This window comes from Paenibacillus sp. FSL L8-0708, assembly GCF_038009325.1.
In the GTDB taxonomy this organism is placed as follows: Bacteria; Bacillota; Bacilli; order Paenibacillales; family Paenibacillaceae; genus Paenibacillus_AQ; species Paenibacillus_AQ odorifer.
The window spans coordinates 3,877,127-3,895,251 of the sequence record NZ_JBBPBC010000001.1; the positions used below are offsets into that span (position 1 = coordinate 3,877,127).

At 48.0% G+C, this 18,125-nt stretch carries 10 protein-coding genes; all 10 read left to right on the forward strand.

Features of this window, described 5'->3' with window-relative positions; translation table 11 throughout:
* The first annotated feature begins 2 nt into the window (after positions 1-2).
* Positions 3-899: a carbohydrate ABC transporter permease gene (locus NYE58_RS18485; protein WP_036677267.1), complete on the forward strand. Its 897-nt coding sequence runs from the start codon at positions 3-5 to the stop codon at positions 897-899.
* Between the two features lie 30 nt (positions 900-929).
* A complete protein-coding gene (locus NYE58_RS18490; RefSeq protein WP_076276554.1) occupies positions 930-2,615 on the forward strand; it encodes a hypothetical protein in 1,686 nt (561 codons plus the stop codon).
* A 102-nt stretch (positions 2,616-2,717) separates the two neighbouring features.
* Positions 2,718-4,508 (forward strand): cache domain-containing sensor histidine kinase, encoded by a 1,791-nt coding sequence (locus NYE58_RS18495; protein ID WP_341002589.1) that lies wholly within the window; start codon positions 2,718-2,720, stop codon positions 4,506-4,508.
* A complete protein-coding gene (locus NYE58_RS18500) occupies positions 4,508-6,112 on the forward strand; it encodes a response regulator (protein ID WP_340012681.1) in 1,605 nt (534 codons plus the stop codon). Before NYE58_RS18495 ends, NYE58_RS18500 begins: the two co-directional genes overlap by 1 nt.
* A gap of 10 nt (positions 6,113-6,122) precedes the next feature.
* Positions 6,123-8,930, forward strand: coding sequence for a glycoside hydrolase family 2 TIM barrel-domain containing protein (locus NYE58_RS18505; protein WP_341002590.1), 2,808 nt, complete (start codon positions 6,123-6,125; stop codon positions 8,928-8,930).
* A gap of 841 nt (positions 8,931-9,771) precedes the next feature.
* Positions 9,772-12,420, forward strand: a complete 2,649-nt coding sequence (locus NYE58_RS18510; RefSeq protein WP_341002591.1) for a glycoside hydrolase family 2 protein — start codon at positions 9,772-9,774, stop codon at positions 12,418-12,420.
* Positions 12,413-14,518 (forward strand): hypothetical protein, encoded by a 2,106-nt coding sequence (locus NYE58_RS18515; protein WP_341002592.1) that lies wholly within the window; start codon positions 12,413-12,415, stop codon positions 14,516-14,518. Before NYE58_RS18510 ends, NYE58_RS18515 begins: the two co-directional genes overlap by 8 nt.
* Positions 14,519-14,728: 210 nt before the next feature.
* Positions 14,729-15,661: a carbohydrate ABC transporter permease gene (locus tag NYE58_RS18520; RefSeq protein ID WP_197740348.1), complete on the forward strand. Its 933-nt coding sequence runs from the start codon at positions 14,729-14,731 to the stop codon at positions 15,659-15,661.
* Between the two features lie 5 nt (positions 15,662-15,666).
* Positions 15,667-16,551: a carbohydrate ABC transporter permease gene (locus NYE58_RS18525; protein WP_051490964.1), complete on the forward strand. Its 885-nt coding sequence runs from the start codon at positions 15,667-15,669 to the stop codon at positions 16,549-16,551.
* 142 nt (positions 16,552-16,693) lie between these two features.
* Positions 16,694-18,124: an ABC transporter substrate-binding protein gene (locus tag NYE58_RS18530; protein ID WP_081383668.1), complete on the forward strand. Its 1,431-nt coding sequence runs from the start codon at positions 16,694-16,696 to the stop codon at positions 18,122-18,124.
* The last annotated feature ends 1 nt before the right edge of the window (position 18,125 follow it).

Consider the following 18,125-nt stretch of genomic DNA (forward strand, 5'->3'; position numbering starts at 1 on the left):
ATATGAAGCTCAGCAGAGGTGAAAAAATAGCTCAATACGTCATCGTCATAGTACTGGCAGGTCTGTGCTTGTCTGTACTATATCCATTCCTATACATGCTGGCCATCTCACTGAATGACGGTGCAAGTGCGGCCAAAGGTGGCGTGTATCTATGGCCCAAAAATTTCACATTAATTAATTATGAGATTGTATTAGGAAATGAGATTATCCGCCAGTCTTATCTAATTACAATCGCTAGGACAGTCATTGGCACATTCGCAGGACTTATCGTCACACTTCTGGTGGCCTTTGGCTTGTCCTACCGCGGCCTTCCATTAAGAAGCACGATTCTAGGCTATATTCTTTTAACCATGCTATTCAGTGGAGGACTGGTTCCTTTCTATATTCAGCTTAATAATCTTGGGCTTATCAACACGTTCTGGGTGTATATTTTTCCCGGGCTGTTCTCGGTCTGGAACATGTTTGTCATGCTGAAGTTTATACAGGGAATCCCTGAAGCTCTGGTAGAATCCGCTGAACTAGATGGAGCCGGTCCTGTTCGTACTCTGATTCAGATTATTATTCCACTCTCTCAACCTATGCTTGCCGCACTTGGATTGTTTACCGCAGTGGGACACTGGAATGACTGGTTTGCCGGTGCTTTCTTCGTCACGAAGCAGAACCTGATTCCGGTGCAGACCTTCCTGCAGCAATTGCTCGCTGCTCAGGATTTATCCGCTGTCCTTGGCTCGAATACCAACCAGGAAGCTTTGGCGAGAAGCTCACAAATGCAGAATATTACACTGATGTCGATTAAGATGGCAGTCGTTATGGTGAGTGCAATCCCCATCCTGTGCGTGTATCCGTTCCTGCAGAAATATTTTGTGAAAGGAGTTCTTGTAGGGTCAGTAAAAGGCTGATTTTCAATAATAGAACAGGGGGAAAAATCAATGATATTCAAAAAAACGGGTCTAGCCGCTTTGGCTGCAGCAACCTTACTGATGTCTATTGCCGGATGCTCCGGATCAGGTGAGAATACTGCGAACAAGCCTGGAAGCGACAATGAAACGTCAAGTAACCTGCCCGCCAGTGGCTCGACTTCCTTTAATCTCTGGCTTGGATGGACGGCAACCATCAATAATGATAGTTTGGTCCAGAAATATTGGCGTGAACAGGAGCCTGGAGTAAATGTGAAACTGGAAACCACTCAAGGCGACGCAATGACTGCACTTAATTTGAAGATAAACACAGGCGGCTTTGAAGATGCAGCTATCTTCAGCCGAAACGAAACGGTCAAAAGCGCGATGAACCGGTCGAAACAGCTTATGCCGCTAGAGCAGTATTTCGACATGCCTGACAAATATCCAGGACTGGCGTCTATTCCAAAGCAGTATCTGGAACTTATGAAGGATAATGAGGGTCATATCTGGTCCATTCCTACCTGGTTTGACCAAAACCCGGAAGATCCGTGGCCAGGCTGGGCATCTCAAGCCTGGATTGTCAGAAGTGATGTGCTGGAGAAAACAGGTATGACCAAAGAGGACTTAGCAACGTTAGAAGGAGTTGAGACCTTCCTTCGGAAAGCTGCAGAAGAGAAGGATGCTTCCGGCAAATCGCTTATTCCTCTATCATTCCTAATGGACACTAGTGATAATCTGGGCTGGAGCGATGAAAACGCGATTTTGACAGCATTCGGGGTGACTACAGCAGGTAATGGCGTTGACAAACGCGGCGATGATTTTGTATTCGCTTACGACGATCCCAATTATAAAGCAGCGTATCAATGGATGAACAAGATGTACCAGGAGAAGTTGATCGATCCAGAGGTCGTCACCAGCAAAAAAGAACAGTATACAGAAAAGAACAAATCAGGTCGTATTGCCTTCAATGTCGGCAGCTTCTGGAACATTCCTGCCTCAGCCTGGGAGACATTGGACGGTCCAACAGAGCCAGGGTGGTTTTACGAAGCGATCCCTTTTCCTAAAGTGGATGGTGTAGAGAAAGTCGGAATTAATCAGGTTACCAATCCGAATCCAGGCTATGATGTCTATGTTAGTGAAAAAACTAAAAATCTGGAAGCTATTCTGAAATTCTTCGATTATACCTTGCAACCAAAACCCGAGCAGCAGCAGGTCATTAATGAAGGACCGGCGGGATTATACTGGGATTGGATTGATCAACCGTTGGGCAAATGGAAATTCACAGACGAAACCTACAAGACGAGCCGCAATTCCGGAGACACCGCACAAAAAGCTAAAGTCACCCCTGAGCTTTACATGACTGCCTCTTACAGCAATGAATGGTACCCATGGTGGAACACAGAGGATGCAGGAAAAGCCGGAGCTGCTAAGACCATTAAGTTCACTGAGGCTATCGGCAAAATGGGAACGATCCGCGTGGCAGAGCCTTATGATCTATTCCAGATGAAACAGGGCGGCGCATGGGAGAAATATTCACCGGAGATCGAAAATATCCGCAAGGAATATCGAGCCAAGCTTTTAATGGCCAAAGACGAGGGGCAATTCGAAAAGAATTGGAGCGATTTCCAAGCAGCACTAGAGAAGCGTGGGCACTGGAGTGAAGTCAAGCAGGAGTGGCTGGATACGTACAAGGAGGAAGTAACAGCCTTGCAATAGACAACCGTGATGCTCTTTCAGTCGCGGATCGTAAACGATAAAAAATTAATGGAGCACCTCTCACTTGGAGGGGGCTCCCTTTGCACTTCATGGGGGGAATCTATGATTAAACAACAAATAGAGAAATGGATCATCCGTATGACCCGTTCCATGAACCTGAGGAGTAAAATTGTATTATTCTACGGACTCATTGTATTTCTCCCCACCGTACTGCTGGCTGCAGGTGCAGGGTACATGATGCTTCATACGGTGCGGGCCAATTATATGCTTACGATCAGGGAAGCCGTTCGGCAAAGTGCGCAGAGTATTGAATTCAGGAAGCAAAGCTATGATCTGCTGGCTACCCGGACGGCTACGGATGGTGAGCTGATCTCTAGATTAGCCAGGGACTATGCGGATATCGATGAACAATTGGGTACGGTCAATTATGTGGACCGATCCTTTCTGCTCACCAGCAAATACTTGCCAGGTATTGAGAATTTCCGAATCTATCATACCAACGATACACTAGTGCAAGATGGAGGGCTTCTGTGGAAGCCGGAAGAACGGAGCCTTTCGGGAATTCGAGAGCGGGATTGGTATACGAAAATGCTTCGTACAACAGACAATCTGGTATGGACTAATGCAGCTGACGACAGGACTAAGCTAGTGGTATCCCATAAAATTCTGAACGCGTATGGAGATGTTTACGGGATTGTGTACCTGTTACTGAACTATAACGGTGTCTTCATGGAATCGTTCGAACATCCTTTTGAAGGGGCCGGAGAATTGTATATCGTTGACGACAACGAACGCATTATTGCATCCTCGGAGCCCTCTGAAATTGGCAGCCGGTTATCCTCATCCTCCTTAGGTCAGTACTGGAACAACTCGTTGGAAACCTCAGCAACAAAAAGCGGGATGATGCTGATCACTCAGGAGATTAAGTCTGGCTGGACGGTTGCCGCACTTGTGCATCTTGACCGACTGGAGGAGCAGTCTACGCGGATTATGTACTATATCGGAGCAGGTATTGCATTTTTCCTGCTGCTGTCCATCTTTCTAATCATGATTGTACTTAAAAATGTGATTTGGCGGATCCGCAAGCTGGGCACCAGGATGACAGATATCTCACAGGGCTATTTCGAAGTTACAGTGAGAAACCGTGACAACGATGAGCTGGGGGAGCTTGAGGTATTGTTCAATTCCATGTCTGGCCGTTTGAGAAAACTGGTCGAAGAACATACAGAGGCCATGCTCAAAGAGCGGGAGCAATCATTCAGGGCGTTGCAGGCACAGATTAACCCTCATTTTATTTATAATTCGTTAAGCCTGATCCGTTGGCGGGCATTAGATCAGCAGGACGAATTGCAAATCCGAACCATAGATGCGCTGACGACATTCTATCGGCTGGCACTCAATAACCGGGTTAATGTGACGCTGATCCGTGACGAAATTGAGCATCTGAAAGCGTATATCGAAATTCAGCAGCTGCGTTATCCCGGTCAGGTATCCGTAGAGTGGCTGGTAGAGCCGGACGTTCTTGACCTGTACAGCATTAAGCTGATCCTACAGCCAACGGTCGAGAACTGTTATCTGCACGGGGGCATCACAACTAGAACTCATGCTTTTATACAAATTACGATCAAACGAGTGGAGAATACGGTGCAGTTTCAGATTTTTGATAATGGAAAAGGGATTGGCAGTGAGAAGCTGGAACAGATCCGTGCCGGCAGCTACAAGGGTACGCAAAACGGATTCGGGATGAACAATATCCGTGAACGTCTTGCATTGTATTTTGGCACAGAGGGCCGCTTTGAGATTGAAAGTGTAGAAGACGAATGGACTTGTGTAACCATTGATATCCCTGTTTGCAAGGAAAGTCCTGAGATAAAAAAGGGGGATGGAGCTTAATGCGGGCATTAATTGTCGACGACGAGCCTATGCAGATTCAAGGGCTTCTTCGTCATATTGGCTGGAAAGCTCTGGGGTATGAGGAACCGTTAACTGCATTATCTGGTGAAGAAGCGCTAACGATTCTAGGAGAAACTCCTGTGGATGTGCTGATCGCTGACGTCTCGATGCCCGGTATGACAGGGATCGAACTGCTCGCCAGATGCAGAGCGGATTATCCGACACTCCAGTCTTTACAGACTGTGATGATCAGTGGATATGACGAGTTTGAATTTGTGCAGGAGGCTATACATCTGGGAGCTAAGGCTTACGTTCTGAAGCCCATCAAGACGGAAGAACTCGAAATGAAACTGGCTGCGTTCAGAGAAGTAGTTGAGAAGAAAAAACAGATTGAACAGGAAACCACTATACTTAGGGAGAAAGTTACAGAGAGCTATGAGGTGCTGCAGGAACGTTTCGTCAAAGATATGGTTGAAGGCTGGATCCACAGTGAAGAGCTGCTCGAATCCTGGCGGCGCCTGCTGGATCTGCCTAATGGGGAATGGCAGGCAACATTATTCCTGTTCGGATATGACCGCAGGTTCCTAGATAATCCGCATGATGCCAAGGATCGGATCCTGCTTAGCGAAGGGCTATTGAACTGCGTTAAGACTGGTCTATCTGGTTTCTCCGGTACCTATATAGGGAAGACAGGAGCGGATGAACTGGCCGTCATTGTGCTGAACGCAACGCCATTGGTGCGGGCAAGACTTGAGAAGCAGCTTGCGTTTATCCAAGATATCCTAAGAGAGCAGTATAAAGCCTCCGTCTCGGTCGGAATCAGCAGAGAGTGTTTGTTCTGGACGGAAATACCGTTGCTGTATAAGGAAGTAAGGCATATGATGAGCGGTGCCAGGCTGGCCGGCTACGGACAAATCCTCTATTTCGACCGGAACTTGATGAATGAATATCATGATTTCAGGTTGCGTGAAGAATACATTCCGGAAATCGTTAAGCTACTGGACAGAGGAGAGAGCGATAAAGCTTCCGCTTATTTCAATCATGCTTTCGAAGTGTTACTTGCACGAGAGCCTGTATCCTTTTCCTATGTGCAGGCTTTCGGAATGGGTTTGCTTAGCGAGCTAGCCAGAAAACTGAAGCGTGTACATGAGAAGGAAACAGAGATGAACATCCTCATGTGGCAGCGGCTGATCGACTGTACAGGCGTAGATGAAGTCAGGAAGGTCGTACTGGAATATTTGGCGCAATATGCTAAGCTTAATCAAAGAGAGCAGGTCGCTCAGCAGCATAACCTTATCCAGCGGGTCGCCCGCCAACTGGAGGAGCATCTGCATGAGAACATGACTGTTAAGCAGCTTGCTGAGCAGTTCCACTTGAATCACAGCTATTTAAGTGTTCTCTTCAAGAAAGAAATGGGCCGGACGATTTCCGACTTCGTGCAGGAAGCGCGTATGAACAAAGCCAAGGAACTGCTTCGTGACCCCAATATTAAGGTTTACGAGGTTGCCGAGCAGGTGGGCTTTCAGACCGCGGCTTATTTTGCCTTCCTTTTTAAGAAAACAACCGGCACTACACCTCAGGAGTTCAGAGATTATCATTATTAGGAGTGATATTTTGCAGACAAAGATCAGCCTGGAAGGCGAATGGAAGTTGCAATTGGATGAGGGAAAACAAGGACTGCTGGCATTGCCTTTTACAGATGTTATCACACTGCCCGGAACAACGTCCTACGCACGCAAAGGTCCGAAGAACGAGGATGTTTTAGTAAGCGCATTAACGGATGAGTATTTGTTTGAAGGGCAAGTCTGGTATTCAAAAGAGGTCGTCATTCCGGAAGAACTAGCCGGCAAAGTCTGCTTCCTATTTTTGGAACGTACGAGACTGACGACTCTATGGCTGGACAATCAGGAAATAGGCAGCCGTAACAGTCTAAATACCCCACATATATATGAGTTGCCGCAGCTTCAACCTGGGAATCATACGCTCACCATCCGCGTGGACAATACTGGTTACCCAACCAAAGGTGGACATTTAACGTCGCAGGATACCCAGACCAACTGGAACGGGATTACCGGACGTATGGAGCTTCAGTTCTATGGTGAGTCACGGCTCAGCGGTATCCGGCTCGATCCGGATCTCTCAGCCCGCTCAGTCCGAATCACGGCAACCTTGGACAGCAGGAATGAATCTATACTTACAGTGTCTGCTCAGAGCTTCAACAGCGACAATACACATGCTGTGGACGAGCGGGAGTACCCAGTCTCACCGGGTAGTTTTTCCTTCAACTATGAGCTAGGTCAAGACGCGCTGCTCTGGAGTGAAGGCGCTCCCAATCTTTATAACATAAACCTTGTTTTGAAAGACAGCGATGGATATATAACGGACCGACAGGAGCTCGTTTTTGGATTGAAGGAATTCCGGGCAGAAGGCGATAAGTTTACAATCAACGGAGAAAAAACCTTCCTCCGCGGCAAACATGACGGCCTGATCTTCCCGCTTACCGGTTATGCCCCGACTGACGTCGAGGAATGGGTAAGAATCCTGGGCATCTCCAAGTCTTACGGCATCAATCATTATCGCTTTCATACCTGCTGTCCGCCGGAAGCTGCTTTCACCGCAGCGGATATGCTCGGTATCTACATGCAACCAGAGCTTCCCTTCTGGGGAACAATCACGGAAGAAACCGACGAGGGCCATAATCAGGCGGAGCAGGACTATCTGATTAGCGAAGGCTATGCCATTCTCCAGGCTTTTGGCAATCACCCCTCCTTCGTGATGATGTCGCTTGGCAACGAGCTGTGGGGCAGCAAAGCCAAGATTGATTCCTTCCTAAAGGACTATAAAGCATTTGATAACCGGATTCTCTATACACAGGGGTCCAATAACCACCAATGGGTGCCAGAAATTCTGGAACATGACGATTTCTTCAGCGGCGTGCGCTTCTCCAGAGATCGGCTGTTCAGAGGCTCCTATGCGATGTGTGATGCTCCATTAGGTCATGTCCAGATCGATCTGCCAGGCACGATGAAAGACTATGACGATCAGATCGTCCCTCAGGATCTCTTCAACGGAGAGGGGATGGAAGCTGCCGCTGGCGGAGAGATCCAGATCCAGTATGGTACGGAAGCCAAGACGGTGAAGGCTGGAGACGCTTCCGCAGAATGGATACCGCACATTCCGGTAATCTCGCATGAGATCGGACAGTATGCTACCTATCCTAATTATGAGGAAATCGATAAATACAACGGTCCGCTCAAAGCTGAGAATTTCATAATTTTCCGTGAACGACTGGAAAGTAAAGGGCTGGGTCATTTGGCTGCCAAATATTTCGAATGCTCAGGGCAACTGGCAGTAGCTTGCTACAAAGAGGAACTCGAGGCGGCATTCCGCTCCCGGCGGCTTGCGGGCTTCCAACTGCTTGATTTGCAGGATTTCAGTGGCCAGGGAACGGCGCTGGTGGGTGTCCTCGACGCCTTTATGGATTCCAAAGGAATGATAAGTGCTGAGGACTGGCGAACTTTTTGTAATGATGCCGTTCTGCTGGCAAGATTCCCCAAGTATAACTATGTCTCTGGTGAAACGTTCGATGCCCATGTCGAACTGAGCTGTTTCCGCAGCGGGATGCCGAGTACATTTGAACTGCATTGGGAGCTTACCTCAGATAACGGTATACTCGCCGCAGGTTCAACCGAGGTGGACGTACCTGCAGGAACGAATTATATCGATATCTGCGATCTGGCAATAAAACTACCTGTAGTTGACCGGATGAGTACTATCGTATTGTCCCTCTCCATACAGGGAACAGATATCCGTAAGAGCTATGACCTGTGGATTTATCCAGTGAAGAGTGGCAACATGCTGGAGGGTGTCCATGTCTTCGACAAGCTATCTGATGATGCACTTGCATTGCTGGAGCAAGGTGAGAATGTACTGCTTATGCCGAAACCGGAATCTCTCAAAAATGCTGTTGAAGGTTATTACTGCACAGATTTCTGGTGTTATCCAATGTTCCGCTCGATCTCAGAGAGCATGAACCGGCCAGTACCCATTGGTACTATGGGGCTGTTGATTGATAACAACCACCCGGCGCTGCGTGAGTTCCCGAGCGAGGAATATTCTACTTATCCTTGGTGGAGTATTGTTGAGAATTCGAAATCGCTCATCATGGATGCAGCTGACCGCAACTGGAATCCCGTAGTGCAGACTATCGATAATTTTGAACGCAATCATAAGCTGAGTTTCCTAGTGGAATGCAGTGTAAGAGCAGGCAACCTGCTGATATGCGCATTGGATGCTGTTAAGGTTAGCGATACACCGGAAGGCAGACAGTTCTTATCCAGCCTTGCGGGTTATATGAAATCAGACGATTTCAAACCACAGTACAAGGCCAATGTTGCGGAGCTACTAGAGCTGATCCAATAGGCAGAGGCAGGCGATTACTGAGCTACTTATCGCATTTCATATGGATGAACAGTCCAAGGGCGCTATACTAAAAACTACTTTTTTATTGAGTAAGACAGAAGGTTTCATCGTAAAAAGATCTAGAGCAGCGATTCTCTTAATAAAGAGAGATTCGCTGCTCTTAGTTTTTTTGCTGCTTTTAGTTTATTGGTAGCCGCCAGCTTCAACAGTGTCATCGTTATCTGAGTCTCTGAGGGTTTCGGACCCAGATGACACTATTTGCTAATTTTCAGCCTTTTGAACAACATTTCGGACTCCAGTGACGCTATTGCTTAAAAAGAGGTCCATATGTGTTGTATTTCATACAGATAGTGGCTATGGGGACCGTTAGCCCACCAAAAGTACAATAATACTGCTTTTAGCGTCATCTATGTCCGATAGGTGGTGCTACATTGTTGCAATAGTTCTTAAAACTTCTATCGAACAAAAAGTAAAGGAGTTCACCAAGCAGCCTTTCGCGGCTGAAGGGAACTCCTTTTTTCGCGTTCGACGTATTACACGTATTGGTAAAGCACGGGAGTCAGAGGCTCCGAAACAAAACAAGCCTTAAAAAGTCACCTCTATAGATGATTGCTGATAACCCTCACTCCAGCCTAGAGGGGTTGTTTGTGTTTATCAGCAACTGAGCAGTTTTACAAACGATTTCACAGGGTTGGAGACCTTTGAAAACATTAACCCGGTGCTATCATTGGTAATGAAGCTACACACCTAAAGTTGTAAGCGCATTAACGAATGGCGCCAGAGCCGCTCATCGTCAGGAACAGCGCCAAATTTAGCAGGGTTTGGGGGAACGGGAGAAGACATGAATGAAATTCTATTGAACGATTTGAAGTGGGAAGTCAAAGGGTATTGGCCCTGGGTTCCGCTAAAGGGCACCAGTATGGAGCTGGGACAGGAATTGATGGGGGTTACGGACTGGATGCCTGCCACTGTGCCGGGTGGAGTTCACTATGATCTCTTCAGACAGGGCTGGATTACCAACCCTTATCAAGAGTTAAATAGCCTGAGTTGTGAATGGGTGGAGAACCGCTGGTGGGTTTACCGTACGACCTTGAAACAGCCTGAGCTGAGAGCAGCCAGAGTTGAACTGGTCTTTCAGGGACTGGACTATGAAGCCTCGGTATACGCTGATCATTTACTGCTGGGTGAACATAAAGGTATGTTCGAGCCGGCTGTATTTGATGTTACAGACCTGCTCTCCGGGCGGGAAAGCCTTGAAATTTCAGTGCTGTTGAAGCAGGCGCCAGATGAAATGGGGCAAATCGGCAAAACCTCGACTACCTTCACGCAGAAGAGCCGTTTTAATTATAAATGGGATTTCTCTACCCGGTTGGTCAATGTCGGAATCTGGGATGATGTGGTATTGAGGGTACATCAACAGTGCTCTTGGGATGATGTGTCGATCACTACAGATGCGGAGTTTGGCGAGAACGATAGAAATCAGATCTCGTCTGGTCGAATCACCATTCAAGCAGGAATCAAGCGAATGGCTGGCTCTGAAGATGATGGGACACTGACAGCGAGCATCACCTGTACTGATCCGGAGGGGAATCTGCTGCTGGTTCAATCGCGACCAGTTCGAGCTGGAGAGCTTCTGAACGCGGAGCTGGAAATACCCGAACCTGAGCTATGGTACCCAAACGGTTATGGAAAGCAGCCACTGTACAATCTTGAACTAAAGCTACTGGATGAAGCTGGAATGGAATTGGATACCCAGAGCTTTCAAACGGGCATTCGCAAGCTCGATTATATCCACAATGTAGATAGTCCAGACAACGCCCTACCATATACAGTGGTGATTAACGGAAGCAAGATCTATATGAAAGGGGTGAATATGACCCCTCTGGACCATCTCTACGGGAATGTAACGGTTGAACAATATCAACTGATGATTCGTCTGATGAAAGCAGCTCATATTAATCTCGTTCGGGTATGGGGCGGTGGAATCATTGAGAAAAAGGCTTTTTACGACTTATGTGATGTAAACGGCATTATGGTCTGGCAGGAGTTCATTCAGTCCAGTTCAGGTATTGACAATATCCCTTCGAAGCAGCCGGAGTTTTTGGAGCTGCTTCACAAGACTGCCTGCACAGCGCTCTGTGACAAACGCAATCATGTATCGCTAACGGTATGGAGCGGCGGCAATGAATTAATGAGTGAGCCAAATAAGCCTTCCGACAGCAGCGATTCCAATCTGGCGATGTTGAAAGAACTGGTAGAACAGTATGATCCGCAGCGACTCTTCCTACCGACCTCAGCTTCCGGCCCGGTAGAATATATTACGGATGCAAAAGGTCAGGGGCATGATGTACACGGTTACTGGAAGTATATGGGAAACCCTTATCACTACGAGTTATATGGCAGCAACGATAATCTGCTGCACAGCGAATTTGGGGTGGACGGTCTGAGTTCTCTCAAAAGTCTGGAGAAATTTCTGAGTGAGACCAACCGGCGACCGGTTTCTATGGAGAACAACGCGATATGGAGACATCACGGGGAGTGGTGGGATACGCTGAGCCGTGAAGAAGAAATGTTCGGCAGCATGACAGATTTGGAGCAGTTCTCTGCCTGCAGCCAGTGGATACAGGCGGAAGGAATCCGGTTCGTGCTGGAGGCTAACCGCCGCCGTAAGTTCCGAAACAGCGGCAGCATTGTCTGGCAATTCAACGAGCCGTGGCCGAATGTGTCCTGCACTAACCTTGTCGATTATTACGGTGAAACGAAGATGGCCTACCATTGGGTGAAATCTGCCTTCCGTCCGCTACATGTTTCGCTGGACTACCGCAGTCTACTGCTTACACCAAGCACCGGATTTCAGGGAGATGTATACGTGCATGGAGGAAATGGACACAGGGTAGAAGTCGACGCGGAAGTCTTCGATGCAGTCGGACGGTGCATCTATCAGCAATCATTTGAGGCAGAGGGAAACAAAGATCAGGCTGTCGGCGCTGGGGTGCTGAATTTCAACGTGCCAGAGCATGACGATGCTTTATATTTCGTCAGATTGTCCTACCAGGACGGCGATGAAGCACCACAGCAGAATTTATATGTATTCTCTACCAATAAAAAGCATCCATATGCTCCCGCGCTTGCACTTATAGGAGGCAATCTTGAGGTGCGTCAGGAGAGTTTATGGCAGCCGACGGGTCCTCAGGAGAAGAGCCAGCAGGCCCGTTTTACAGTCCGAAATACCGGTAGTGAAGTTTTGCTGCATGTACATGCAGAGGAAAGGGGAGACCGCTACTGGATGGAAGCGGATGAGCAGTTCCATACCCTCTTTCCGGGTGAGACCAAAACAGTAACGGTTACTTGCACTCCTAAACTCTCAGGAGGATTCCTGTCTGGGGAAAATTATAGGATCACAGATGGCTTGCCAGAAATTAGATTCATGTCGTTCCTAACAGCACAGAGCAGAATGATACAGGTTGGAGGAGAAAAAAATCGTGAGTAAAACATTGTGTTTTGTACCGGAGGCATATGTTCCGCTAAGTCGGTTTATTCAAGCCGAGGGATCTACACCTGTCGCTATACCTGTTAGCAGAGCAGTGGCTGATTACTTAAGGCTGCACAACGTTCCACTGCTGCTTGCTTGCTTGCGAGGCGGCGAAGTAGCTTATCAGAAAGCGAATTGGTCAACCCTCCATGAAGACACTGTTGAAGCTGAAGCAGCAGAAGAGATCTCCGAGAAAGGGGAGGGGGTATTTGTATTAGTCAGTCCTTTGCTGACCAATATGCTTCCTGTAGTGTCTCACTGGGATAATAGCGTTGCTGAGGGAAAAGGAGGCTTCCGTTATGGCGGAACAGATGGCATAGGGACATTGCGGATGGACGAAGCCGGGGAAAAGGTTGTTTCCGAGCATGCGCGGCTCTACAATAGCGACCCAGATAGCCCTTATGTATACAATACGGAAGATCATCAGCTTTTCGGAGGCAACGAGGGGAATAAGAATCTTAAAACTCCGCAATTCGAGCATTATATCGGTGACCGCTACAGTCTCTATGCTGTAGATGATCTAGTTGCAGTTTCCCTGAGCGACCGCATCCTTAAGACCTTCGGATTTCCGGTGGTTTTCCGCAATGCATCCACAGACAATGCTGCACTTTTAAGCAATGCGCCTGTATTTCAGCTCATCAGCGGCAGTCTGCTAGTTATAGAGAATGACCAGCATAGCCTTGCTTCCTATATTCTGCCGCCCTTCTGGAGTGCGGCAAATGTTAAGGGATATCCACTGTTGTTCAATGGTTATTATGATGCCAATGAGAATACCTTCAGCACGGTAGGTCCCTCATTTCTGGAAATCATCGGCAAGACTCTGGCCAGCACCGGCAAAGGCGTTGTCGGCATTCTGTGGAACGGAGGAGGATATATCGGCAGCCGTTCCTTGCAAGGCTCCATCTATGCTGGCATTGGGGCGGCAATTACCAGAGGTCAAGAAAGTTATGGCGGTGATGCAGAGCAGGTAGTGGCTGTAGGTGGTTCGCGCGGCGGCTTAACTGCGCTGCTGGCTGGAGGCAATCCGCTTTGCTTACCCTATCGGGTGCGCTACACACTGTGTTATGCACCGCCGTTGATTCTGAACGGGCTCACCCGTGAGTTTGCCGAAGGAGCTTGCCCACTGATCTGGCATGTGGCGGAAGTAGACACCGGTTACCGGGAAATCTGGAAGAAAGATTGGCAGCATCCACAGAACGGCAGCACGGGAATCGAGACTCTGCTACAGACTCTGACGGGAACTATTGACTCTGCAAGTCTAAAGGAAACGACCGGACTGGAATCCGAATTTTTTCTGGAGGGTCTTAAAGCGAGTGGCACAAAGCTGCTGATTAACCATGGCACGCATGATGCCTTTACCCTCAGCCGCTTCAGCTTTTCCTTCGCGGCTTTGGTTCGGAGTCACGGGATACCGCTTCGCCATGAGATCGGATACCGCTTCGGCCATAACAACTGCACGGATCTTTACGAGCAAGCTACTCTATGTCTAATAGCTCTGCTACAGGAACAGGAGCTCGAATTCACGGGCACGGTGCATTATCGCAGACGCAGTCCGGCTGCGGGAGAGTGGGAGCAGACCGAACGTTTTGTCCCAACTCATCAACCCGTTTTTCTGGAAGCACCTAAGTTCGTAGCGGTGGGTAGCCCTGTGGCTTGGACTCTTTATGGAGAGCCGGGAATGGAATACCGCCTGGATCTGGGAATCCTAGATCAGCAGGCTTGGGAACAGAAGCAGCAGGTAGTTCGAAATGAGCGCATCACACTGGCGTCCGGTGTATTGCCGGACAAACAGCATCCGCTTGAACTCTGCTCGTGGCAGGTTGGCGTAAGCCAGCTCACTGACGGACAACATGCGGGCTTTTATCTTTATGAGCTGTCATACAGGCTCAAGGGTGAGCAGAAGTGGAGCGTAGTTTCTCCCTCCCGTGTGCCACAGCCCGGCGTAGAGCCTCAGTCGGTGCTTCGTATTTTGGAGGAGCAGCCCAATCCGGCGAGCGAAGCGTTTCGGGCGGAAGCGGCCGTCCTCTGCATCAGCGCAGGGTTAAGTGAGGCCTAAACGATTCACCATAACATGAACATAAGCGGTGTGCGGCCATTCCGGTGCGTGCACTGCTTTTTTTTGCCAACAAATAAGTAGCTTTACAAACGCTTTCGCAGGGTTACCGGATTTCGGCGCTCAGTAGGAAGCGCTATCATTTAGGTATAACAACTATACAACGCCTGACCGGATTAAAGCTTGATTCCGGGAGGAAGGAAGGACAGGAGCATGATTGGAAAAACCAGTGAACTAAATCCTTTAATGACAGAGAAAAAGAAAGGTTATCCTGTACGGCGTTTATTCAAAGATTGGTCATCCTGGATATTAATTGTACCCACACTGTTTGCCTTTTTCTTTTTTTCCTGGCAGCCGCTCGTGAAGGGCATTGTGCTCTCTTTTTTCAATACTGAGGGTTATAATGCCGTAAGCTTCGCCGGACTGCAGAATTACAAGGATGTTATACAGAACTCGGCGTTTCAACAGACATTGACCAACTCTTTTGTGTATGTGTTCTGGTCACTACTGATCGGTTTTGCCGTACCCATTATTGTCGCTGTCGTGATTAATGAATTGAGACATGGGAAGTCATTTTTTCGCTTTTCGGTCTTTTTTCCGAGTATGGTTCCCGGCATTGCCGCTTCGATGTTATGGATGTTTTTGTTTGAGCCCGGAAAGGGTGGCGTGCTGAATATTATGCTGAGTGCCATGGGATTTCCGGTGCAGCAATGGCTTCAGGATCCGCAAATGACGATAATGCTGATTATCTTCACGATTACCTGGCGAAATTTCGGGGGAACAGTGCTGCTTTATCTGGCAAGTCTACAGAGCATTAATCATGATCTGTACGAAGCAGCCTCTATTGACGGTGCGAATGTATGGCGGAGATTCAAAAGTATCACCATTCCGCAAATCTCTAGCATGATCGGACTGATGATGATTTTGCAGATCAGCGGTGTATTCCAGATCTTCAATGAACCCCTGGTAATGACTGAGGGTGGACCGAACAATGCCTCAATGACCTTGATGCTGCAAAGCTATTATTATGCGTTCCGGAGTTTTGAAGCAGGCCATTCAATGGCGCTCGGGGTTATTACTTTTCTAGTCCTGATGGTGCTTACCATTATTTATTTCCGGCTGGATAAGAAATTGAACAGGGAGTAGAAGCTATGAAAACTAAAGAAGCATATGGCATTATCGGCAATATAGAATACAGATCACCTTGGGTGCGCCTGCTGTATTGGTGCATGTTCATTCTGATGATTGTGCTGGCCGCTGTCTGTATTTTGCCTCCGGTCTGGATTATGGTCTCAAGTCTGAAGGACATCAAAGAGTTTTATGCAATCCCGCCCACCCTGATCCCCCGCTCGTTCAATGTTGGCAAGCTATGGGAGACCTGGCAGGAGTTTAACTTCCTCAGTTATTATCTGAATACGGCTTATCTGGCCGCAGGTTCTGTACTGTTCTGCCTTACTTTTAACGGACTGGCCGGGTATTTCTTCTCCAAGCTGAAGCCGCGGGGCAGTGCCCTGCTGTTTGCACTGATCGTGTGGACCATGATGGTGCCGAATACAGTGGGCATGGTGCCGCTGTTCAAGAATTTGATTGATTTTCCGCTGTTGCACTTGAACCTGACCAATACTTACTGGCCGATGTGGTTTATGGCTGCTGTGAATCCGGTGGTAATTCTGATCTTCAAAAACTTTTTCGATACCATCCCACAAGCGCTGCTGGAAGCAGCCAAAATTGACGGAGCGAGCACAATCGGTATTTTTATTCGAGTCATTCTCCCGCTCAGCGGACCAGTTATGGCTACAATTACAATCCTTACGATGAACAGTGTCTGGCAGGACTTCTTCTGGCCCTTTATGGTGCTGAAGGATAAATCGACCTGGTCGGTCATTGTGGCTATTTACAATCTGAAGGCGACATTGCCGCAGGACATACAGTTTATTGCGTTGACTTTTGCGATTCTGCCGCCGATTATCCTGTTTATTTTTTTCCAAAAGTACATTATGAACGGGCAATCCTTCGGCGGCAGTATTAAAGGGTAACATCACCCGATCACAAACCATTTCACAGTTTTGCCCCGTAGGGTGCTGCAGAAGGTGCATGTTAAGATGATTTCAGATTCAAAAAGAAAGCGCTTTACATGTTGCGAAGAATGCTTTATCAATAAGACTAGGGGGAATTACATTGAAAAAAGGACACACCAAGAACCTGACAGCTACACTGGCACTTACGCTGCTTTTTTCTGCCGGACTGGCTGGCTGTGGAGGCGGCTCCAATGAGAAGAATGCCGGAGGAAAGACGGAGACAGCGGGCAATCAACAGGTGACGATCAAGGTCAGTAACTGGCCAAAGCCGAATGAGGAAGCCAAAATCGCCCAGTATGAGCAGGTCATGGCGAAGATGAAAGCCAATTATCCGGAAATTATTGTGGACAAAGATGAATGGGGTTATGATGTCAGCTCATTCCTGCCAAAAGCGGCCAGCGGCCAGCTTCCGACGGTATACGAAACCTTTTTTACAGAAACAAGCAAAATCATCAAGGCAAATTACGCGGCTGACATAACGGATACGATGAAAAAATATGGCTACGACAAGGCGATCAATCCAGATCTGCTGAAAATGGTTACCAAGGACGACAAGTATTATGGGATTCCGAAGGACGGATACGTCATCGGTATGCTCTACAATATGAATCTTTTCAAGGAGGCTGGACTGCTGGACGACAAGGGGATTCCTAAATTTCCTAAAACATATGAAGAGCTAGCAGAAACTGCGCAGATTATTAAACAAAAGACCGGTAAAGCCGGAATGTTCTTGCCTACAAAAAGTGGTCAAGGCGGTTGGATGTTCATGAACATTGCCTGGGCATACGGAGCAGAATTTGAAAAACAGGTAGACGGGAAATGGCAGGCGGTGTTCAATTCGCCGGAAGCAGCAGCGGCCCTGCAATATGTGAAGGACTTAAAATGGAAATATGATGTACTGCCCGACAACAATCTGGTCGATGTTACGAACGATATGTTCCGCTTGTTCGGAACCGATCAGGTCGCTATGAGCTTCGGCACGAATGACTGGTCACCGGTCATCCAGCAACAGACTAAGATGTCCAAGGACAATGTGGCAATGTCCGCGCTTCCAGTAGGACCAATCGGGAAACCTGTAACCCTGCTCGGTGGCGGCCTATATATGTTCTCGCCTAATGTAACACCTGAGCAGATTGATGCCGGATTCAAATGGCTAAAAACCTACGGATTTACACCAGAGTCCTCTGAAGAGGCACTGACCGGTTGGGATATTGAGAAGAAGACACTGAGCGATCAAGGGCTGATCGTAGGGCCTTACGGGCTGCGGATTTGGACTGATGAGAAACGGATTGGAGAAGAACAAAAGATTCTCGACAAATACAACAACGTCAATCTGGATTTGTTCCGTGATTATATGGACAATGGCAGCAAAGGCATGCGGGCGGAAGAACCAGTCAACGCACAGGAATTGTACCAAAAGCTGGATATCGTACTGCAAACCGTACTGACGGACAAGAACGCAGATCCGCAACAGATCTTGGACAGGGCTGCCGAAGAATTCCAACGTGATTATCTCGATAAGGTTAAATAAA

Bases quoted from the DNA above. Each gene is read 5' to 3' on its own strand.
- NYE58_RS18485 (WP_036677267.1), top strand. From the start codon at position 3: ATGAAGCTCAGCAGAGGTGAAAAAATAGCTCAATACGTCATCGTCATA.
- NYE58_RS18490 (WP_076276554.1), top strand. From the start codon at position 930: ATGATATTCAAAAAAACGGGTCTAGCCGCTTTGGCTGCAGCAACCTTA.
- NYE58_RS18495 (WP_341002589.1), top strand. From the start codon at position 2,718: ATGATTAAACAACAAATAGAGAAATGGATCATCCGTATGACCCGTTCC.
- NYE58_RS18500 (WP_340012681.1), top strand. From the start codon at position 4,508: ATGCGGGCATTAATTGTCGACGACGAGCCTATGCAGATTCAAGGGCTT.
- NYE58_RS18510 (WP_341002591.1), top strand. From the start codon at position 9,772: ATGAATGAAATTCTATTGAACGATTTGAAGTGGGAAGTCAAAGGGTAT.
- NYE58_RS18520 (WP_197740348.1), top strand. From the start codon at position 14,729: ATGATTGGAAAAACCAGTGAACTAAATCCTTTAATGACAGAGAAAAAG.
- NYE58_RS18525 (WP_051490964.1), top strand. From the start codon at position 15,667: ATGAAAACTAAAGAAGCATATGGCATTATCGGCAATATAGAATACAGA.